Origin of the sequence: Variovorax sp. OAS795 (genome assembly GCF_040546685.1) — a bacterium.
Lineage (GTDB): Bacteria > Pseudomonadota > Gammaproteobacteria > Burkholderiales > Burkholderiaceae_C > Variovorax.
In genome coordinates, this window is the sequence record NZ_JBEPOH010000001.1 from 221,019 (window position 1) to 241,693 (window position 20,675).

General features: G+C 69.0%; 15 protein-coding genes. 7 read left to right on the plus strand and 8 right to left on the minus strand.

All coding sequences use genetic code 11. The features are described 5' to 3' along the window. Positions 1 to 15 precede the first annotated feature (15 nt). From ABID97_RS01095 to ABID97_RS01105, 3 genes are all read left to right on the plus strand, one after another. Positions 16 to 1,347 (plus strand): ABC transporter substrate-binding protein, encoded by a 1,332-nt coding sequence (locus ABID97_RS01095; RefSeq protein WP_354396747.1) that lies wholly within the window; start codon positions 16 to 18, stop codon positions 1,345 to 1,347. A gap of 92 nt (positions 1,348 to 1,439) precedes the next feature. Beyond that, the gene (locus tag ABID97_RS01100) at positions 1,440 to 2,252 is read left to right on the plus strand and encodes an ABC transporter ATP-binding protein (RefSeq protein WP_354396748.1); all 813 of its coding nucleotides are present in this window, start codon (positions 1,440 to 1,442) and stop codon (positions 2,250 to 2,252) included. Between the two features lie 166 nt (positions 2,253 to 2,418). After that, positions 2,419 to 3,666: a phenylacetate--CoA ligase family protein gene (locus ABID97_RS01105; protein WP_354396749.1), complete on the plus strand. Its 1,248-nt coding sequence runs from the start codon at positions 2,419 to 2,421 to the stop codon at positions 3,664 to 3,666. Here the strand turns inward: ABID97_RS01105 and ABID97_RS01115 are convergent. Then, on the minus strand, positions 3,657 to 4,847 hold the full coding sequence (locus tag ABID97_RS01115; protein WP_503012735.1) for a citrate/2-methylcitrate synthase: 1,191 nt from the start codon (positions 4,845 to 4,847) through the stop codon (positions 3,657 to 3,659). The two genes, ABID97_RS01105 and ABID97_RS01115, sit on opposite strands and share 10 nt — an antisense overlap. A 79-nt stretch (positions 4,848 to 4,926) precedes the next feature. Between ABID97_RS01115 and ABID97_RS01120 the strand changes: the two genes are divergently transcribed. Further along, positions 4,927 to 6,093, plus strand: coding sequence for a citrate synthase (locus ABID97_RS01120; RefSeq protein WP_354396750.1), 1,167 nt, complete (start codon positions 4,927 to 4,929; stop codon positions 6,091 to 6,093). Between the two features lie 24 nt (positions 6,094 to 6,117). On the opposite strand, the gene ABID97_RS01125 is transcribed toward ABID97_RS01120, so the two are convergent. Beyond that, positions 6,118 to 6,690 carry a type 1 glutamine amidotransferase domain-containing protein gene (locus ABID97_RS01125; protein ID WP_354396751.1) on the minus strand — a complete coding sequence of 191 codons (573 nt, stop codon included), beginning with the start codon at positions 6,688 to 6,690 and terminating at the stop codon, positions 6,118 to 6,120. 290 nt (positions 6,691 to 6,980) lie between these two features. On the opposite strand from ABID97_RS01125, the gene ABID97_RS01130 reads away from it, so the two are divergent. After that, positions 6,981 to 7,955 (plus strand): tripartite tricarboxylate transporter substrate-binding protein, encoded by a 975-nt coding sequence (locus ABID97_RS01130; RefSeq protein ID WP_354396752.1) that lies wholly within the window; start codon positions 6,981 to 6,983, stop codon positions 7,953 to 7,955. Between the two features lie 80 nt (positions 7,956 to 8,035). Here ABID97_RS01130 and ABID97_RS01135 read toward each other — a convergent pair whose 3' ends face one another. Next, complete coding sequence (locus ABID97_RS01135; RefSeq protein ID WP_354396753.1) at positions 8,036 to 10,135, minus strand: carboxypeptidase regulatory-like domain-containing protein; 2,100 nt, start codon at positions 10,133 to 10,135, stop codon at positions 8,036 to 8,038. A gap of 210 nt (positions 10,136 to 10,345) precedes the next feature. Here ABID97_RS01135 and ABID97_RS01140 point away from each other — a divergent pair, with 210 nt between their 5' ends. Next, positions 10,346 to 11,332: a LuxR C-terminal-related transcriptional regulator gene (locus ABID97_RS01140; protein WP_354396754.1), complete on the plus strand. Its 987-nt coding sequence runs from the start codon at positions 10,346 to 10,348 to the stop codon at positions 11,330 to 11,332. Positions 11,333 to 11,363: 31 nt separating this feature from the next. Here the strand turns inward: ABID97_RS01140 and ABID97_RS01145 are convergent, their stop codons facing one another. Continuing rightward, positions 11,364 to 13,484, minus strand: coding sequence for a PQQ-dependent dehydrogenase, methanol/ethanol family (locus ABID97_RS01145; protein WP_354396755.1), 2,121 nt, complete (start codon positions 13,482 to 13,484; stop codon positions 11,364 to 11,366). Positions 13,485 to 13,644: 160 nt separating this feature from the next. Here ABID97_RS01145 and ABID97_RS01150 point away from each other — a divergent pair, with 160 nt between their 5' ends. Further along, entirely contained in the window at positions 13,645 to 14,910 is a 1,266-nt protein-coding gene (locus tag ABID97_RS01150) for a helix-turn-helix domain-containing protein (protein WP_354396756.1), read from the plus strand. Positions 14,911 to 14,917: 7 nt separating this feature from the next. Here ABID97_RS01150 and ABID97_RS01155 read toward each other — a convergent pair whose 3' ends face one another. The 4 genes from ABID97_RS01155 to ABID97_RS01170 all read right to left on the minus strand — a co-directional run bounded on the left by ABID97_RS01155 (position 14,918) and on the right by ABID97_RS01170 (position 20,674). Beyond that, the gene (locus ABID97_RS01155; protein ID WP_354396757.1) at positions 14,918 to 17,362 is read right to left on the minus strand and encodes a membrane-bound PQQ-dependent dehydrogenase, glucose/quinate/shikimate family; all 2,445 of its coding nucleotides are present in this window, start codon (positions 17,360 to 17,362) and stop codon (positions 14,918 to 14,920) included. 142 nt (positions 17,363 to 17,504) lie between these two features. Continuing rightward, the gene (locus ABID97_RS01160) at positions 17,505 to 18,665 is read right to left on the minus strand and encodes an ROK family transcriptional regulator (protein ID WP_354396758.1); all 1,161 of its coding nucleotides are present in this window, start codon (positions 18,663 to 18,665) and stop codon (positions 17,505 to 17,507) included. Between the two features lie 40 nt (positions 18,666 to 18,705). Continuing rightward, positions 18,706 to 19,482, minus strand: a complete 777-nt coding sequence (locus ABID97_RS01165) for an ATP-binding cassette domain-containing protein (RefSeq protein ID WP_354396759.1) — start codon at positions 19,480 to 19,482, stop codon at positions 18,706 to 18,708. 1 nt (position 19,483) lies between these two features. Continuing rightward, positions 19,484 to 20,674, minus strand: a complete 1,191-nt coding sequence (locus ABID97_RS01170; protein ID WP_354396760.1) for a sugar ABC transporter permease — start codon at positions 20,672 to 20,674, stop codon at positions 19,484 to 19,486. Position 20,675: the final 1 nt, after the last annotated feature.

Below are 20,675 nucleotides of genomic sequence, written 5' to 3' on the forward strand. Positions count from 1 at the left end.
CATAAGGAGACAGGCATGAAACTGAAATCGCTCGCACTGACCGCCGCCCTGGTGGCCAGCTCCCTCGGCGCCCTTCTGGCGCCATCGGCCGCGCAAGCGCAGGCCAAGGAGCAGTTCTTCCCGCTGCTGGTGTACCGCACCGGCCCCTATGCGCCCAACGGCACGCCGTGGGCCAACGGCAAGCAGGACTACATCAAGTACGTCAACGCCACCGGCGGCATCAACGGCGTGAAGATCACGTACGAGGAATGCGAAACCGGCTATGCCACCGACAAGGGCGTGGAGTGCTACGAGCGCCTCAAGGGCCGCCCCGGCGTGACGCTGTTCGATCCGCAGGCGACCGGCATCACCTTCGCGCTGACCGACAAGGTGCCCAACGACAAGATCCCGCTCATCACGCTGGGCTACGGCCTCTCCGCGTCGCAGGACGGCAGCGTGTTCAAGTGGAACTTCCCGCTGATGGGCAGCTACTGGACCGCGGCCGACATCCTGATCCAGCACATCGGCAAGAAGGAAGGCGGGATGGACAAGCTCAAGGGCAAGAAGATCGCCCTCGTGTACCACGACTCGCCGTTCGGCAAGGAGCCGATCCCGCTGCTGCAGGAGCGCGCGAAGCAGAACGGCTTCGAACTCTCGCTGATCCCTGTCACCGCACCCGGCGTGGAGCAGAAGTCCGCCTGGCTGCAGGTGCGCCAGTCGCGGCCCGACTACGTGCTGTTGTGGGGCTGGGGCGTGATGAACTCCACCGCGCTCAAGGAAGCGGTGGCCACGGGCTACCCGCGCGAGAAGATGTACGGCGTGTGGTGGGCCGGCGCCGAGCCCGACGTGAAGGACGTGGGTGCCAACGCCAAGGGCTACAACGCGCTGGCGCTGAACACCTCGGGCACGCAGCCCAAGGTGATCCAGGAAATCCTCAAGCAGGTGCACGACAAGGGCCAGGGCACGGGCCCGAAGGAAGAAGTGGGCTCGGTGCTCTACACGCGCGGCGTGATCATCCAGATGCTGGGCATCGAGGCCGTGAAGCGCGCGCAGGAACGCTTCGGCAAGGGCAAGGTCATGACCGGCGAGCAAGTGCGCTGGGGCATGGAGAACCTGGCGCTCGACCAGAAGAGGCTCGACGCGCTGGGCTTCTCGGGGGTGCTGCGTCCGCTGAGCACGTCGTGCCAGGACCACATGGGCTCGAGTTGGGCGCGCGTGCACACCTGGGACGGCACCAAGTGGGGCGACATGTCCGACTGGTACCAGGCCGACGAGCAGATCATCAAGCCGATGGTGAAGGTGGCGGCCGAAAAGTACGCGGGCGAGAAGAAGCTCACGCGCCGCGACGCTGCCGACTGCAGCATGTAAGGACCTGACGGACCGTGGCGGCTCGCGAGAGCCGCCATTCGCAAGAGGAGCAGCGCGCTGCCGCTCCTTTTTCGAATGCTTCGGACTACACCATGAGCGAACCCACCATCCTTCTCAATGTCAACGGCATCGAGGTCATCTACAACCACGTGATCCTGGTGCTCAAGGGCGTGTCGCTCACGGTGCCCGAAGGCGGCATCGTGGCGCTGCTCGGCGGCAACGGCGCGGGCAAGACGACCACGCTTCGCGCGGTGAGCAACCTGCTCGCGGGCGAGCGCGGCGCGGTGACCAAGGGCACCATCGAACTGCGCGGCGACCGCATCGAGGCGCTCTCGCCGGCCGAACTCGTCCGGCGCGGCCTGATCCAGGTGATGGAGGGCCGCCACTGCTTCGCGCACCTGACCATCGAGGAGAACCTGATGACCGGCGCCTATACACGCACCGACGGCAAGGCCGCGGTGCAGCAGACGCTGGAAAAGGTGTACGCGTACTTTCCGCGCCTGAAGACGCGCCGCACTTCGCAGGCCGCCTACACCTCGGGCGGCGAGCAGCAGATGTGCGCGATCGGCCGTGCGCTGATGGCCAACCCGACGATGGTGCTGCTCGACGAACCCTCGATGGGCCTCGCGCCGCAGATCGTCGAGGAGGTGTTCGAGATCGTCAAGGACCTCAACACCAAGGAACGCGTGACCTTCCTCTTGGCCGAGCAGAACACCAACATGGCGCTGCGCTACGCCGACTACGGCTACATCCTGGAGAACGGCCGCATCGTGATGGACGGCGAGGCCAGGAGCCTGCGCGAGAACGAGGACGTGAAGGAGTTCTACCTCGGCGTCGGCGGTGCGGACCGCAAGAGTTTCCGCGACGTGAAGAGCTACAAGCGGCGCAAGAGGTGGTTGGCTTGATGGCGTTCATTTCGTGTTGTTCCCTCTCCCTCCGGGAGAGGGCCAGGGTGAGGGTGCAGCGGCACATACACACGACCGTCGCGGCTTCGAGGCTGCGGCCCTCACCCCAGCCCTCTCCCCAAGGGGAGAGGGAGCAAGACCGAACAGAAAGACAAAGGGTACGGACATGACCGACCACTACGACGCCCTCGAAATCCGAGACCCGGCCGAACGCGAGCGCGACCTGCTGGCTGCGCTGCCGAAGCAGATTGCCCAAGCCCAGACCGCCGCGCCCGCGTTTGCGAAGATCCTCGACGGCGTGAAGCCGGCGGACATCACGACACGCGAGGCGCTCGCCAGGCTGCCCGTCACACGCAAGACCGAACTGCTCGACCTGCAGAAGCAGCGGCGCGCCGACGATCCCTTCGGCGGCTTTTCTGCCATCGGCCGCGGCAGTCGCATGCCACGCGTGTTCGCAAGCCCCGGCACCATCTACGAGCCTGAGGGCGAAGCGCGCGACTACTGGCGCACCGCACGCGCGTTGCACGCGGCGGGCTTTCGCGCCGGCGAACTCATTCACAACAGCTTCAGCTACCACATGACACCGGCCGGCTCCATCATGGAGAGCGGTGCGCGGGCCATGGGCTGCACCGTGTTCGCCGGCGGCACCGGCCAGACCGAGCAGCAGCTCGAGGCCATGGCCGACCTCAAGCCCGAGGGCTATGCGGGCACGCCGAGCTTCCTCAAGATCCTGCTGGAAAAGGCCGAGGAGAAGGGCCTGCAGCTGCCTTCGCTCACCAAGGCGCTGGTTTCCGGCGAGGCCTTTCCGCCCAGCCTGCACGACTGGATCGCCGCGCACGGCGTGAAGGGGACGCAGTGCTACGCCACGGCCGACCTCGGCCTCATCGCCTACGAAACCAGCGCACGCGAGGGCCTGGTGATCGATGAAGGCGTGCTGGTCGAGATCGTGCGGCCCGGCACCGGCGACCCGGTGCCCGACGGCGAGGTGGGCGAGATCGTGGTGACCACGTTCAACCCTGACTATCCGCTGGTGCGCTTCGGCACCGGCGATCTCTCGGCCGTGCTCGCGGGCACCTGCCCCACCGGCCGCACCAACAAGCGCATCAAGGGCTGGCTCGGCCGCGCCGACCAGACCACCAAGGTGCGCGGCATGTTCGTCCATCCTTCGCAGGTGGCTGACATCGTGCGGCGCTTTCCGGAGATCCAGCGCGCGCGCCTCGTGGTGTCGGGCGAGATGGGCGACGACCGCATGACCTTCCGGCTCGAATGCGCGGGTGCACCGGCCGGGCTCGATGCGCGCATTGCCGACGCGGTGCGCGAAGTGACCAAGCTGCGCGGCACCATCGAGCTGGTGCCGCCAGGCACCTTGCCGAACGACGGCAAGGTGATCGAGGACGCGCGCAGCTACAAGTAGCGGCGGCAGAACCTGCGCGCGGCCTTGCGCGCCAGGACCATCAGCAGCGCGAGGCAGCCGCTCAGTGCGCGAGCACGGCCTCGGCGTCTTGTGCGGCGGGCCCCACGTACACCGACTGCGGCCGGATCAGCCGCCCCTTCTTCACCTGCTCGCGCGCATGCGCCACCCATCCGCTCACGCGGCCGGCCGCGAACACGCAGGTGAAGCTCTCGCGGCCGAAGCCCAGCGCTTCGAGCAGCAGCGCGGTGTAGAACTCGACGTTGGTCTCGAGCGCGCGGCCGGGCTTTTTCTCGCGCAGGATCGCGAGCGCGGCCATGCTCCGTGGCCTCGGCGAGTTCGAAGCGCGCGGCACCGACCTGGCCTTGTGCGCTCAGGCGTTGCAGCGCGCCCTTGAGCGCATCGGCGCGCGGATCGCGCACGCGGTAGATGCGGTGGCCGAAACCCATCAGCCGCTGGCCACCCGCCACCGCCTCCTCGAGCCACGCGCGCGCATGGGCCGCGGTGCCGATGGCATCGAGCGCATCGAGCACCGGGCCCGGCGCGCCGCCATGCAGCGGGCCCTTGAGCGCGCTGAGGCCGGCCAGCACGGCCGATGCGAGCCCGGCACCCGTCGAGGCCACCACGCGCGCCGCAAAGGTCGATGCGTTGAGGCCGTGGTCGCACACCGTGACGAGGTAGGTGTCCAGCGCGCCCACCTGCGATGCGGTGGGCGCGCGGCCGTGCAGCATGCGCAGCATGTCGGCCGCATGCGGCCAGCTGGCGTCGGGCGCGAGCGCCTGCACGCCCAGCCGCCAGCGCATCACCGCCGCGGTGTAGACCGCGGGCGCGGCCACCAGCCGCAGCGCGGTCGCCAGGTCGTCGCCGTCGGGCAGGCGCGCGAGCAAGGCGCGCACGGCTTCGATCGGCGGCAGCTGGCGCAACGTGGCTGCATCGCCCGGCTGCAGGCGCTCGAACACCTCGCACCGCGCGCGGCCCAGTAGCGCGCGCAGGCCGGCCGCATCCGGCAGCGTGTCGAAGAAACCCTGGAACAGCAGCCTCATCGCGTCTTCATGGCGCCAGTGCGGCGCGATGTCGTCGAGCGCGTGACCCCGGATCACCAGCCGGCCCGCGGCGCCGTCCACCTCGGACAGCACCGTGTGCGCGGCCACCACGCCTTCGAGGCCGTCGTCATCGTCGTTCATGTGCCTGTACTCCTTTGTTCGCATGACATCGATTCTGGCGGCGCTAATATTGACGTCAATCTTGATCCATTCCATCAACATGACGACGAAGACGCCGCTCTGGCTCCCGGCCGCCGAAGCCCTCGCGCTGATGCAGGTCCGTCCGCAGACGCTCTACGCCAGCGTGAGCCGCGGGCGCGTGCGCGCCAAGCCCGATGCGGCGGACCCGCGGCGCAGCCTCTATCACCGGGACGACGTGCAGCGCATCGCGTCGCGCACGCACGGCCGCCGCAGCAGCGAGGCGGTGGCGAGCGAGGCGATCCGATGGGGCGAGCCGGTGCTGCCGTCGGCCGTGTCCACCGTGGCCGAAGGGCGGCTCTGGTATCGCGGACAGGACGCCTGCCTGCTGGCTGAACACGCCGGGCTCGAAGAAATCGCGGGACTGCTGTGGGAAAGCGCGCCGCCGCGCTTTGCCGCCGGCGGCGCGCTGCCGGTGCCCGCGGGCCGCGCAACGCCGCTGCAGGCCGGCCTGCTGGCGCTCGCGGCCCGCGCCGCGACCGACCCGCCCTTGCGCGGGCGCGCTCCCGCGGTGTTGAAGTCCGAGGCGGCCGAAGTGATCGGCACGCTGGCCGACGCATTGCTCGGGCCCTCGGCTTCGCGCGCCGCGCCGCTGCACATGCGCATGGCCGCGGCATGGCGCCGTCCGCGTGCGGCCGATGTGCTGCGCCGCGCACTGGTGCTGCTGGCCGACCACGAACTCAATGCCTCGACCTTTGCGGCGCGCGTCACGGCATCGACCGGCGCATCGCTCGCGGCTTGCCTGCTCACCGGCCTGTCGACGCTCACCGGTCCGCTGCATGGCGGCGCCGCAGCGACCGTGCAGGCGCTGGTGCGCAGTGCCGCGGCCATGGGCAGCGAGGCCGCGGTGCGCGAGTGGCTCGCGCACGATCGCCCGCTGGCGGCCTTCGGGCATCCGCTCTATCCGCAAGGGGATGCGCGCTCTGCCGCCCTGCTCCCGCACATGGCGCTGCCACCCGTGCTCGCGGCACTGCGCGCGGCCGGCGAAACGCTGGTGGGCGAAGCACCCAATGTCGACTTCGCGCTCGCGGCGATGGCCGCGGTGCACAAGCTGCCCGCGGACGCGCCGCTGACGCTGTTCGCCCTGGCGCGCTCGGTCGGCTGGACAGCCCATGCGCTCGAGCAGCAGGCCACGGGGCAGCTGATCCGCCCGCGTGCGCGCTACACGGGTCCGGAACTCGCGCGCTGAACGCCGGCCAGGGCCGGTTTCGCGTCAGTGCTGGAGCGCGTCTTCGTGTGCGAGCTCGAACAGCTTCATCATCTCGCGGTTGAAGGCGGGCAGGTCGTCGGGCTTTCGGCTCGTCACCATGTTCTGGTCGACCACCACGTCCTGGTCGACCCACTTGGCGCCGGCATTCTGGAGGTCGGTGCGCAGCGACGGCCACGAGGTCATCTTGCGCCCCTTGACGCCACCGGCGTCGATGAGGGTCCAGGGACCGTGGCAGATCGCGGCGATGGGCTTGTCCGCCTGGACGAAGGCGCGCACGAAGGCCACGGCCTTCGGGTCGATGCGCAGCGCATCGGGGTTGACGACACCGCCGGGCAGGAGCAGCGCGTCGAAGTCGTCGGCATTGGCGCGCTGCAGCGGCACGTCGACTTCGAAGGGGTCGGCAGGTTCGAGGTGTTTCCAGCCGCGCACGCTGCCGTCCAGCGGCGAGACGATCTGCGTCTGCGCGCCTGCACTCTCCAGGGCCTTGCGCGGCTCGGTCATCTCGGCCTGTTCGAAGCCATCCGAGACCAGGATCGCGACCTTCATTCCGTCCAGCGAGGATGAGGTGATGGGCATGGCTGAAGTTCTCCTTGTCGATGCAACAAAGACTTCACCCTAGAAGCCATGCGGGCGGCGTGGATCGGCACCCGCCGGGTCCGGCTGTCGGACAGTTCGACGGGCGGCAAACTTCACTTACGCGGCGTTCATGGTCTTTACCTTGCCTGCACGAGCGCGACACTTGGGCGCGCACGAGGCGGCAGAAGTGCCACTTATTCACGCGTTCATAGGGCTATTCGCTATGGGTCAGGCCCCGGTCAGCATTTATGATCGCGGCCGTTTTCAATCCAATCGTCGGGAGACACACCATGAAGAAACTGCTTGCATTTACGGCGATCGCCGCCGCTGCCGCCGGCGTCCACGCCCAGGACTTTCCCGCAGGCAAGACCGTCACGCTGGTCGTGCCCTTTGCGGCGGGCGGCCCGACGGACCGGGTGGCGCGCGACCTGGCCGAAGCCATGCAGAAGACGCTCGGCACCACGATCGTGGTGGACAACACCGCGGGCGCCGGCAGCTCCATCGGCACCGCCAAGGTGGCCCGCGCCGCACCGGACGGCTACACGATCCTCGTGAACCACATCGGCATGTCGACGATGCCGGCGCTCTACCGCAAGCTGCCGTTCAACGTCGAGAACGACTTCGAATACCTCGGCATGGTCAATGAAGTGCCGATGACGCTGATCGGCAAGCCCGGGCTTCCGGCCAACAACTACAAGGAACTGACCGCCTGGATCGCGGCCAACAAGGGCAAGATCAACCTCGGCAACGCCGGCCTGGGCGCTGCGTCGCACCTGTGCGGCCTGTTGTTCCAGAGCGCGCTCAAGGTCGAGATGACGCCGGTTCCCTACAAGGGCACCGCACCCGCCATCGCCGACCTGCTGGGCGGCCAGATCGACCTGCTGTGCGACCAGACCACCAACACCACGTCGCAGATCGAGGCCAAGAAGGTCAAGGCCTATGCCGTGACCACCAGCAAGCGCTTGACCACGCCGGCCCTGAAGGACCTGCCGACGCTGGCCGAATCGGGCCTGAAGGACTTCGAGGTCTCGATCTGGCACGGCGTGTATGCGCCCAAGGGCACGCCGGCGCCGGTGCTCAAGAAGCTCAACGAGGCCGTCAAGGCCGCAATGAAGGACCCGGGCTTCATCAAGCGCGAAGAAGCGCTGGGCGCCGTGATCGTCACCGACAAGCGCACCGAGCCGGCAGAACACAAGAAGTTCGTCTCGGCCGAGATCGCCAAGTGGGGCCCGATCATCAAGGCCGCGGGCGTGTACGCCGACTGACCGTTTCGCTTCCCCGCCAGAAAAAGCCGCCGGACCTGCAGGTCCGGCGGCTTTTTTCATTCCGAGCGCGGGGCGGGGGATCAGGGCAGCGTGACGGTCCACACCTCGAAGTTCTTGCGCACGTCGACCTGGCGGGCCGTGCGCGCCGTGAAGGTGAACGTGCTAAGGGAGGCGCCTTCCGCGTACTGCCAGCCGGTGCTGCCTGCGGGCACGCAGTGCGCGTCGCTGCCACCCACCGGCTGGCAATAGACGATCGCCTTGCGGGCCGTGCTGCGCACCGTGGTGGTCTCGCTGAAGCGGGCACCGCCCGGGCCGGGCGCCCGGCCGAAGACGCCGAGGGACGTGGGCGCGAGCGCACCGGCCGGGACCATCCAGCCGTCCGTGTTGCCGTCGGCGCTGAAGTCGACGTTGTTGGGCTCCGAGGGGGTCGGTGCCGTGAACACGATGCCGCGCGCGGAACCCAGGCTTTCGGCGAGCAACTCGGCGCGCAGCGCCGGCGTGAGCTCCACCATGGGCGTCTGCACGGCTTCCGCGATGGTCGGCACGCGGGAGAAGGTGCGCACGTGCTGCACGGCGTTGGGCAGCGCGCCGTCCGCGCGGAAGAACTCCAGCCTCCACACGGTCTGGTCTGCAATCTTGCCGAGTTGCTCGTCGGTGTACGGCGGGGAGGCGAAGAGGTTGGCGTTCTCGAAATCGCCCGGGCTGCCCGCCTGCGCCGGATCCAGGTAGCGCGCGGACATGCGCCAGAGCGCCGAGTTGAGGGCCGAGCCCGCGGTGCCGTCCGGCGTGAGCACCAGCGTGTTCAGGCCGGCCTTGGGCACCAGGACCAGCTCCTTGCCCGGCAGCGACGCGGTGGTCGCCACCACTTTCGACAGGACCGGGTCGCCGTTGCCGTCGCGCACGTTGTCGATCGATATGGCGTAGCCGACCGAATGGAAGACCAGGTTCTGGTGCTTCAGGTAGTCTTTCTTCTCGAGCTGCGGACGCACGAACGCACGGTAGGCGTGGCTGTTGCCGGTGAGCTTCAGGGCGCCGTCCACGATCTTCGCGTTGAAGGTGTCGTTGTCGGTGTTGCCCACGACATCCGTCCAGCGATAGGTCAGCGCGACATCGCCGTTGGGATGGAAGTATTCGAAGTTGCCGCGGTCGTGCTTCAGGTTGGTCGGGCCGGTGCGGAAAAGGCTTTCGAAGGCACGGCGCGCGCCGCTGCTCACGCGGCCGACGGGAGCGCCCGACGACACGAAGCTGGCGGGGTCGTCGCCCACGAACAAGGTGCGGCATGCAGGCGCCACGACATTGGCCGCGGTGCCGTAGGCGTTGCCGTCCGCCTCGATCGCACTGTCCACGCGTTGTGCGAGCGGCAGCGCATAGCAGGCGTTGATCCGCTCGAAGAGGGACTGCACCATGGCCGGCGTGGGCGGCGAGGCCAGGGCTGCGGCATCCACGGCAGGCAGGGTCCCGATGACCGCATCGCCGCTGCGAAAGACGATGGACACCGGCGGGCTGTCTTCCCCGTCGGGCAGCGCTTTCACGGTGATCTCGATGTTCGCGGCGCTGCCGTCCGGACGAACCGACACGTTGATGGCGTCGAGCAGGCGGTCCTGTCCCGTGCCGTCGGCCGTGAACGCACCGCTCATCGGATCGATGCTCAGGTTGAGCGCGGACAAGAGGGGCTGCAGCGCGGCGACCAGCTTGGCGACCTGGTCGCCGATCGATCCGGCCGTGACGGCGCCCGCATCGGCCTGGATTGCAGCGGCCAGCTGCGAGGGGTCGCCGTTGGGCGACAGCTGCGCCACCACGATGGTGGTCAGCGGCGTCACGTTGGTGGTGCCGGTGGCGGTGCTCGCGGTGGTGCTGTAGAGCGTGAGGTCGTCGCGCACGGCCCGGACGACCAGCGGTGCCTTGGTTCCGGCCGGCAGCGAGCAACTGTAGGTGCCTTCGGCCGTGGTGGTCACTTCGCAGACCTTGGCGCCGGTCTGGTCGAACACAGTAAGCGCCGCGCCCGCGAAGGCCGCACCGGTGGCGACCGTGCCGCTGAGCGTGGTGGCGGCCGGGGTCTCGTTGCCGCCGCCGCCCGCTGCCGGTGTCGAGGCCGGCGGCAGGAAGCCGAAGCCACCACCGCCGCCGCCTCCTCCCCCTCCACCGCAGGCGCCGAGAAGCGCCAGGGTGACGACGGACAAGGCGCAAGGAATTTTCCGGGTGAGAGCGAGCATCGGTGGTTCTTCGAAAAGGTTGGGCCCCGGACCTCCCGAGGTGCACGAACCATAGCTTTGGCTTTTCGGGAATCGAATGATGCAAATGCACCATTCTTCAGTGCGCCCGACGAGCGGCGGAAGGACTCACGGGAATATGGGATGCGTGCGCCGCAGGGGCAGTGAAGACTCGCCGCGATGACCAGACCGGCTGCCCTGAACGACCTCAGCGAACTGCTGCTGCGGCTCTACCGCTTCTCGCACGAGCTGCCGATCAGCGCCTTCCAGGATGCCGCGCTCGAGCTCATCAAGCCCGTGCTGCCCTTCGATTCGTCGATGTGGGGCACGGCCTCCACGGCCGACGAGGGCATCGAGGTGCACACGCTGCACCTGCACCAGAAGACGCCCGAGATGATGATGGAGTACGACAGCTTCAAGCACCTCGACTCCGCGGCCGCGAGCTTCTTCGGCAAGGGACACGGCACCCGGGGCTTCAACTCGGCGAGCTGGTGGAGCGGACCCCGGTACGCGCCGTTCCTGGACTACGTGCAGCGCTACGACCAGAACAACATCTTCATCACGATGGACAGCGATCCGCGGACCAACTTCATGCATTGGTTCTCGCTGTTCCGGGCCGACCCCGATGCGCATTGCAGGCCCGAGGAGGTGAGCTTCCTGGCCAGCGTGTCGCCGCACTTCATGCAGGCACTGGCGCTCAACCGCGTGATGCACCTGGACCGCACGCTCTCGCCCGCCTCGGGCGCACAGCCCCGCGGCTCGGCCATCGCCGACCTGAAGGGCGCGATCTATCACTGCGACGTGAGCTTCGTCGCGCTGATGCAGGAAGAGTTTGCCGGCTGGCCGCGGCAGGCGTTGCCGCAGTCGCTGCTGGAACATTTCATGACGGTGCAGTCCGTCTACCTGGGAAGGCATGTGGCGGTGTCGTACCGGCTCGAACAGCGCCTGCTGTTCCTCGGTGCGCGCCAGCGCTGCCGCGCCGACGACCTCACGCCGCGCGAGCACACGATCGCCAAGCTGCTCGCGGGGGGCGACACCCACAAGGACATCGCGGCCATCCTGAGCCGCTCGCCCGCCACCGTGCGCAATCACATCCAGTCGATCTACGACAAGCTGCAGGTCAACAACGTGGCGGGCCTGATCCACGAACTGCGGCTGGCGAGCTGAACGAACGGCTCGCCCTCCGCACTCCGCCGCTTCACTTCGGCCGGATCGCGTCCGCCGTGCCCTGGATGAAGGCCTTGATGCTCTCGATGTCCTCGCCCGTGAGCTTGCCCGTGAAGTCGGGCATGCCGCGCGCCATGGCCGGGCCGTTGAGCACGAACTTGTCGAGGTTCTCGATGTAGGCCGCGTCCATGTAGCCGAGGTTCGGGATGTTGCCGCCGCGGTCCACGCCCGGCACGCCGTGGCAGAACACGCAGTTGCTCACATAGAGCATGGTGCCGGCCTGCACCTTGGCCGGGTCGTACTTCACGCCCTCCACCAGCTTGCTCATGCGGTACTGCACGAAGTCGGGCATCTTGGCGCTGCCGCCGACCGCAAAGGTGTAGACCGTGCCCGGGCCCTGCCGCTCGGTGGCGCGCTGCGCCAGGCCGTAGACGCCGCCCCAGCCGACCGCGACCGACACGTACTGCTTGCCGTCGACCATGTAGGTGGACGGCGCCGCGACCACGCCGGTGCCGGTGGGCGTCTCCCAGAGCTTCTCGCCCGACCTGGCGTTGTAGGCCAGCAGGCGCCCGTCGGCCGTGCCCTGGAACACCAGGTTGCCCGCGGTCGTGAGCGTGCCGCCGTTCCATGGCGATGCGTAGTCCACGCCCCAGGCCTCTTTCTGCGCGACCGGGTCCCAGGCGATCAGCCGGCCGAAGGGCTTGCTCTTGGGCGGCTCGGCATTGGCGAACATGCCGGTGTTCCAGCCCATCCCGGAATGGGGACGGCCGGGCACGTTCTGGTCGAACTTCCAGTCCTTGTCGTCCATCAGGTTGATCGGCACGTTCTGCGCGGGCAGGTAGGCCAGTCCGGTCTGCGGGTTGAACGACATCGGGTGCCAGTTGTGCGCGCCGAAGGGCCCGGGGATGCTGTCGCCGGGCTTCTCGTTCTGCCGCGCGGCGGCGATCTCGATGGGGCGGCCGTTGGCGTCGAAGCCGGTGGCCCAGTTCACCTCGACGAAGTTCTTCGCCGAGATGAACTTGCCGTTGGTGCGGTCGATGACGAAGAAGAAGCCATTCTTCGGCGCATGCAGCAGCACCTTGCGCGCCTTGCCGCCGAGCTTGACGTTGGCCAGGATCATCGACTGGGTCGAGGTGTAGTCCCAGTTGTCGCCCGGGGTCTCCTGGTAGTGCCACACGTACTTGCCGGTGTCGGGGTTCAGCGCCACCACCGAGCCCAGGTAGAGGTTGTCGCCGCCCTTGGGGCTGCGCTTGCTGTGCGCCCAGGGCGAGCCGTTGCCGGTGCCCACGTACATCAGGTTGAGCTCGGGGTCGAAGGCGAAGCTGTCCCATGCGGTGCCGCCGCCACCGGCTTCCCAGTACTTGCCGCTCGGGTCCCAGGTCTTGGCGGCGCGCGCCATCGACTCGTCCTCGAAGGGCTTGCCCGGATCGCCCGGCACCACGAACCAGCGCCACTTCTGGTCGCCGGTCTTCGCGTCGTAGGCGGTGACGTAGCCGCGCACGCCGTATTCGGCGCCGCCGTTGCCGATGATGACCTTGCCCTTGAAGACGCGCGGCGCGCCGGTGATGGTGTAGGAGCCCTTCTGGCCCTCGATGGTGTTCTTCTCCCAGACCTTCTGGCCCGTGGCGGCATCGAGCGCGATGAGCCGGCCGTCGTAGGCGGCGACGTAGACCTTGCCTTCGTGCAGCGCCACGCCGCGGTTCACCACGTCGCAGCAGCCCCGGAATCCCTTGGACTTGTCGACCTGCGGATCGAAGGTCCAGAGCTTCTGGCCCGTGCGCGTGTCGATCGCGTGCACCACGCTCCACGATGCGGTGACGTACATCACGCCATCGACCACCAGCGGCGTGGCCTCCACGCCGCGTGTCGATTCGAGGTTGTACGACCACACCAGCCCCAGCTGCTTCACGTTGCCGGCGTTCACCTGGTCGAGCTTGCTGAAGCGCGACTCGGCGTAGTCCAGGCCATAGCTCGGCCAGTCGGGGGTCTTCTTCTGCGCCGCGTTGTCGCGGATGAAGTTGCCGTTCACCCGCTGGATGGCCGCGCCGGCGCGGGCCTGCGGGTTGCCGCCCGGCTGGGCCGAAGCCGTCGACGCGCCCAGGCACAGCCATGCAACGGCGAGCGGAAGCAGCCCGGCGTGGATCTTTGTCATCGTGAGTCTCCTTTGTGCCGCAAGGATCGTTGGTGTCGCGCTCGCGTTCATCTTCGGGATTTCCCCAGTCCGGCGCTGTTCCATTGCAGAACACATTCCAGAGGGGGGTCGGCAATTCCCCATTTCCTGGTTCCCCCGACTTCGAGGAGCAGCGAACAGCATGGCTTTCGAAAGGCTGGGCACGGCGACCGCGCCGCGCCAACTCTTCAGCACCACGCCCGCGCAGCGCGTGGCGCTCGCACGGCAGCAGTTCTTCGAGGAGGGCGTGCGGCCCTCGGGTCTCGTGGGCGAGGCGGTGATCCAGTCGTGGCTGCGCTGCACCCGCAACCACAGCGACCGGCAGCGCATCGTGCCTTTCGACGCCGTGACGCCGAGCCGCCTGCACGCCACGCTGGCGCGCAACCGCGAACTGCTCGAAGTGGCTCGGCAAGAGCTCGCGAGCATGGAGAGCGCGCTCTCGGGCACCGACTCCCGCGTGATCCTCACGGACGGCGAAGGCGTGGTGGTGCATGTCACGCAGCACCCGACGGGCGCACACCAGCCGGTGCTGCGCAAGACGGCGCGCGTGGGCGTGAACATTTCAGAGCGCATGGTGGGCACCACGGCGCCCGGCATCGTCGCGACCACGGGGCAGGCCTGCACGGTCGACGGCGCGGAGCATTACTTCGACGTGCTGTCGCAGATGCAATGCGCCGCGGCGCCCATCCGCGACGTGACGGGCAGGCTCGCAGGCGTGCTCGACATCACGATGGAGGCGCGGCGCTTCGGCTTCGACGCGGCCTCGATGGTGGCGCTCTATGCCACCACCATCGAGAACCGGCTGCTGCAGTCCCAGTCGCGCGACCACCTGATCTTGCGCTTCCAGGCCAGCCCCAACCTGCTGGGCACCCCGATGGAAGCGCTGGCCGGCGTGGCGCCCGACGGCACCATCGCGTGGCTCAACAGTGCCGGCGCGCGCCTCATTGGCCGCTTGCCCGAGGAGGCCTGCGAGCGCGACGTCGAGTCCATGCTGGGCCATGACCTCGCGAGCCTGCTGCGGCTGGAGCGGCGCGAAGCCGCGCAGCCGCTGCGCCTGGCCAGCGGCCTGGGCGTGTGGGTGCAGGCCCGGCTCAAGGCCGCGGACGGCGCGGACTTCAGGCATGCGGTGGCCATGCCTGGGGAGAGCATTGCGGTCGCGGCGCTCACGCCGGCACCGATCGAAACGGTGCCGCCGGAAAAAGGCGCGGCCAAGGCGCAGGCGCCGGAAGCGCCGCACGGCGAAACCCTGCGGGAGCACAGCCGCAAGCTGATCGAGGACGCACTGGCCATGCAAGGCGGCAACGTTTCGCAGGCGGCGCGGCAGCTGGGCGTGTCGCGCGGCACGCTGTACCGGCGGCTGCAAGACTGGCGCGCGGAAGACAAGCGGCGCGCGGCAGAGGAAGCCTGAGCCTCCTCTAGCGCCGGGGCAGCGCGTAGGCGATCACATGGTCGCCGGTGCGCGTGCCGAGCGAGCCATGGCCGCCCGCGGCCACCACCACGTACTGGCGTCCGTCGCTGCCGCGGTAGGTCATCGGCGTGGCTTGTCCGCCGGCCGGCAGGCGGCTGCGCCAAAGCTCCTTGCCGTCGGCCACGTCATAGGCCCGCACGAAGTAGTCGAGCGTGCCCGACAGAAAGGCCACGCCGCCGGCCGTCATCACCGGACCGCCGAGGTTGGGCACACCCATCGCAAAGGGCAGCGGCAGCGGCGAACTGTCCCGCACGGTACCGTTCTTGTGTTTCCAGAGCACACGGCCGGTGCGCAGGTCGGCACCGGCCACGTAGCCCCATGGCGGCGCCTGGCACGGCAGGCCGAAGACCGAGGTGAACGCGCTGAGCTGCACCGCGAACGGCGCACCGAAGTTCTCGTTGAGCGCGGGCAGGCTGTCGCCGGGACGGTCCTTGCCCTGCACGTAGAGGGAGGTGTCGTCCTTGCGTGGAACGAGCCTGGAGACGAAGGCCAGCGAGGCCGGCGTGGTGAACGCCACTTGCCGCTGCGGATCGACCGCAATGCTGCCCCAGTTGAAGACGCCGAAGTTGCCCGGGTAGATCAGCGAGCCCCGGGTGGACGGCGGCGTGTAGCGGCCTTCGTAGCGCAGCCGGTGAAAAGCGATGCGGCAGGCCAGCTGGTCGAAGATGGTGCCGCCCCACATGTCGGCCGGCCTGAGCGCGGGCGGATCGAACGACAGCTCCGACACCGGCTGCGTGAGCGAGGCATGGTCGCCCGCGGCCGCATCCTGCGGCGCGGGCCGCTCGTGCACCTTCACCACCGGTTTTCCGTCGCGGCGGTCGAGCACGAACAGCTCGCCCTGCTTGGTGGGCTGCACCAGCGCCGGCACGGTCTCGTTGCCGACGCGCAGGTCGACCAGGCTGGGCTGCGACGGCACGTCGTAGTCCCACAGGTCGTGGTGCACGGTCTGGAAACTCCAGCGCACGCGGCCGGTGGCCAGGTCGAGCGCCACCACCGACGACGAATAGCGCTCGGCACCTTCGCTGCGCTTTCCGCCCCACTGGTCCGGCGGTTGGTTGCCGGTGGGCACGTAGACCATGCCCAGCGCTTCGTCCACGCTGGAGATGGACCAGCTGTTCGGCGAATTGGCCGTGTAGGTGCGGCCCGGCGCGATGGGCGCGGTGTCCCCGGGGTTGCCCGCGTCCCAGTTCCACACCAGCGCGCCGGTGTCGATGTCGAATGCGCGGATCACGCCCGAGGTCTCCTGGGTCGAGACGTTGTCCAGCACGGTGCCGCCCACGATGATGAGCGAGCGCGTCACGACCACGGGCGAGGTCGAGTAGTAGGACCCGGGCCGCACGTTGGGCATGTTCTGCCAGAGATCGATCTGGCCGCTGCCGCCGCCGAAGCGCATGCAGGGCTTGCCGCTTCCGGGGTCGAGCGCGATGACACGGCCGTCGGCCGTGGGCATGAAGAGCTTGGCGTCGCAGTCGCCCGGCGCGGGCACGGAAGGGCGGGAGGCCGAAGCGGCGGCAGGCCGCACTGCGCTGCCCGGGTCATAGGACAGGCCGCGGCAGGTCAGGTGCTGCAACGCGAGCGGTTGCCGGATCTGCGGCGTGTAGCGCCACAACTGCGTGCCGGTGGTCGCGTTCAGCGCCACCACCGACTGGTGCGGCGTGCAAAGAAAAAGCGTGTCGCCGATCTTCAGGGGCGTGACCTCGAAGGTCGTCTCCTCCGGGTCGCCGCGCCGGCCGCGCACGTCGCCGGTGCGAAAGTGCCAGGCCTCTTCGAGCTGGCCGACGTTGGCCGGCGTGATCTGGTCGAGCGCCGAATAGCGCTGGCCCATGCCGTTGCCGCCGTAGGCTGTCCAGTCGTCCTTCGGCGGGGCCGGGCTGCCCGCCGCGCTTGCCTCCGCGGCGGCAGCAGGCGCTGCGGACGCAGGCGCATTGCCTTCCACCCGCGTCGGATCGCGCGTCCACGAGACCACCGCGGCAAGCAGGAAGGCCAGCAGCACCACGCCGAGGAAAGCTCTTGCGGGCGCCACGCCGCGTGGATGGCGGCGCGAGAGCGCGCGCGCCACCCAGGGCGTGAGCAGGAACAGGCCGATCACGAAGAACACGTCGCCCCGCGCCGCCAGCGGCCACCAGTCGAAGCCCACCTCCCACAGCGCCCACGCCAATGTGAACGCCACCACGAGCGCATAGGCCCACAGGCCCGCGCCGCCGCCACGCGGCAGCAGCACCGCGGCCAGCATGAGCCCGAGCCCCGCGGCAAGGTAGTACCAGGAGCCGCCAAGCACGGCGAGCCACGCGCCCGCGGCACCCAGGCACAGGCCGGCAAGGCCGATGACGGCGGCCGTGACGGTCAGCAGGGTCGAAGAAGGCGCGCGAACGCGCACGGCGGCATCGGGCATGGCATGAAGCTCCTGGACGTTCCTGGGGGGTTCTCGGTGGCTGGAAGCCCAGAACCTAGGCCAAGGCCCGGGCGATGCGCGTAGGCGGTTTGCGCATGTGGCCGTGCAGGGCGGGTGCAGCCGGGGCCTTGCCGGCGATCTCTTAGGCCGAAGGTATTCGGATCTCGCGCGCCGCGCGCGCCCGGCGTGCGCGCGCATCGGGCTGCAGCGGCCGGAGGTACTCGTGCAGCGCCAGCGCGGCGGCGCCCACGGCCGGTGCCAGTTCGCCATAGCGGGCCAGGCGCAGGTCGGGCGCGGGCATGCCGGCGGCATCGGCATGGCGCTTGACGCTGTCGAAGGCCGCCTGCACCAGGCCGCCATGCCGGGTGCATGACTTGCCGCCGAGCACGATGGCACGCGGATCGAAGGTGACCCAGAGGTTCTGCAGCAGCACGCCGAAGAAGGCCGCCGCGCGCGCCGTGCCGGGCGCGTCGCGCGCCAGTGCGCGCGAGCCGAAGAAGGCTTCGGCGCAGCCCTTGCGCCCGCACGAGCACGGCGGCCCGTCGATCTGCAGGATGGTGTGGCCGATCTCGCCCGCCATGCCTTGCGCGCCCGTGAAGAGGCGGTCGTTCAGCACCACGCCGGCCCCCACGCCGACGTCGCAGCTGACGAAGATCAGCGGGTCGCCGCCTTCGCCGCCGAAGAACTCGTACTCGCCGAGCGCGGCGGCGTCGGCATCGTTCTGCAGCTGCACCGTCACCCCCGGCAGGCCCGCCGCGGCAAAGGCATTCTCGAGCGCGGGCAGCAGGCTCACGTTGCGCCATCCGAGGTTGGGCGCAAAGCGGACCACGCCGGTGCAATCGTCCACCGCACCGGGCACGCAGACGCCGATGCCCGACAGGCCGAGGCCCATCGCACCGAGTTGCCTGTATGCCGCCGCAGCCATGCGCGCCACCTGTGCGCAGGCGCCATCCGGTGCGCTGTCGGCCAGCGCCTGGGTGTCGGCATGGAGCACCTCGCCCTGCAGCGAGACGCAGGCCAGGCGCACGGTTTCGACCGCGATCTCGACGCCCATCAATGCGCGCACGCCGACGTTGATCCGCAGCGGCGTGGAGGGCCGCCCCAGGCCTTCGGCCACGGCCGTTCCGGCCTCGCTGAGCCAGCCTTCGTCGAGCAGTTCGCGCACCAGCAGGCTCACGGTCGATTTGGTGAGGCCGCTCTCGTCGGCGAGCCGCGCGCGCGACAGGCCGGGCCGTGCGCGCAGCAGGCGCAGCAGGACGCTGCGGTTCATGCGCTTGAGCAGCTGCTGGTCGCCGATGGTCATGGTCCGACCCCGGGCCTGCGAAGCACGACCGCGCGGGCGTTCACCTGTGCGCCTGCTCTTTTCCTTCGGGCCGCTTGCCGGCGATGATCATGCCGAGCACTTCGTCTTCGGTGACGTCCGCGGTGCGGTAGGTGCCGACGAGCTTGCCGTTCTTCATGACGGCGACACGGTCGCTGAGCGAGAACACGTCGGGCATATCGTGCGTGATGAGGAAGATGCCGACGCCATCGGCCTTGAGCTGCTTCACCAGCCCGCCGACCATCGCCGTCTCTTCAGGGCCGAGCGCCGCGCAGGGCTCGTCCATGATGAGGATGCGCGCATTGAAGTACAGCGCGCGCGAAATCGCCACCACCTGCCGCTGGCCGCCCGAGAGGCGGCGCACCGGAATGCGGATGTTGGTGAAGTTCCTGTTCAGGCGGTGGAACACCTTGCGCGCCTGCACCTCCATGAAGTGGTCGTCGAGCGTGTTCCAGCGCGTCATCTTCTCGCGGCCGAGAAAGAGGTTGGACACCGAGTCCAGGTTGTCGGCCAGCGCCAGCGTCTGGTAGATGGTCTCGATGCCCAGCGCCTGCGCCTCGGCGGGCGTGCGGATGTGGACCTTCTCGCCCGCGATCAGCGTGTCGCCCGAGTCGATGGGGTAGGCGCCCGCGAGCATCTTCATGAGCGTGGACTTGCCCGCGCCGTTGTGGCCGAGCACCGCGACCACCTCGCCCGGATGAAGGTTGACGCTCACGCCGTCCACGGCCTTCACGCCGCCGAAGGCCTTGCGGATGTCGCGCAGTTCGACCAGGGGTTGGGGAGTGCCGGCACCGTTCATCTCAGTTCTCCCCGAACTTGCGCCGGTACAGCACATCGAACACCACCGCCACGATCAGCACCTGCCCGATGATCACCATGCGCTTGCCGATCGGCACGTCCAGCAGCAGCATGCCGCTGTCGAGCGACTGCATGATGAGCGCGCCCAGCACCGAGCCGAAGATCGAGCCGCTGCCGCCCGCGAGCGCCGTGCCGCCGATCACGGCGGCCGCGATCACATACAGCTCCATGCCGTTGCCGAGCGAGTTGGTGCCGGCGTTGAGCCGCGCGATCGACACGATGGCCGCCACCGTCACCAGCACCGCGAGCAGCGCGAACAGCATCAGCGTGACGCGCTTGACCGGAATACCGACCAGCGCCGCGGCGTCGGGGTTGCCGCCCATCGCGAACACGTAGCGGCCGAAGCGCGTGCGGTGCACGATGAACGACAGCACGATCGCCACCACGGCCCAGATCAGCACCGGGATCGGCAGCCCTTGCGGCGCATCCTTGGAGGGAATCCGGTAGCTGTTCATGACCGCGGCAAAGACCAGCACCACCGCCACCGGCACCGCGGTCAGCAGCAGCTCGAGCCACAGCGGCTCGTTGGGCATCTCGTGGTGCGCGCGCGCGCGGCGCTTCTGCAGCATGCGCGCGAACAGCACCACCGCCACGAACGCCGCGAGGACCCAGGTCGCGGTGGTGCCGATGCCGCCGTCGTAGCCGCCGCCCAGCCGCTGGAAGAACTCGTCGTTGACCGGCTGCGTCTTGCCGTCGGCCACGAGGAACGCGGCGCCGCGGAACGACATCAGCCCGCCCAGCGTGACCACGAACGACGGCACGCCCAGCATGGCCGTGAGCCAGCCCTGGTAGATCGACACCAGCAGCGCCACGGCGAGCCCCGCCAGGCACGCCGTGGGCCACGACCAGCCCGAGGTGTACTGCAGGTACGCAATCAGCACGCCGACGAAGCCCATCACCGAGCCGACGGACAGGTCGATGTGCCGCGCCACGATGACCAGCACCATCACGGTCGCGACGATGCCCACCACGGCCGTCTGCTGCGCCACGTTGTAAAGGTTCTCGGGCGACAGGAACACGCCGCCCGACATCACGTTGAAGACGATGCCCATGGCGACCAGCAGCACGCTCATCAGCAGCAGGCGCAGATCGACGCCCGTGCGGCGCCACCAGCCCGGCGTTGGATTGCTCATG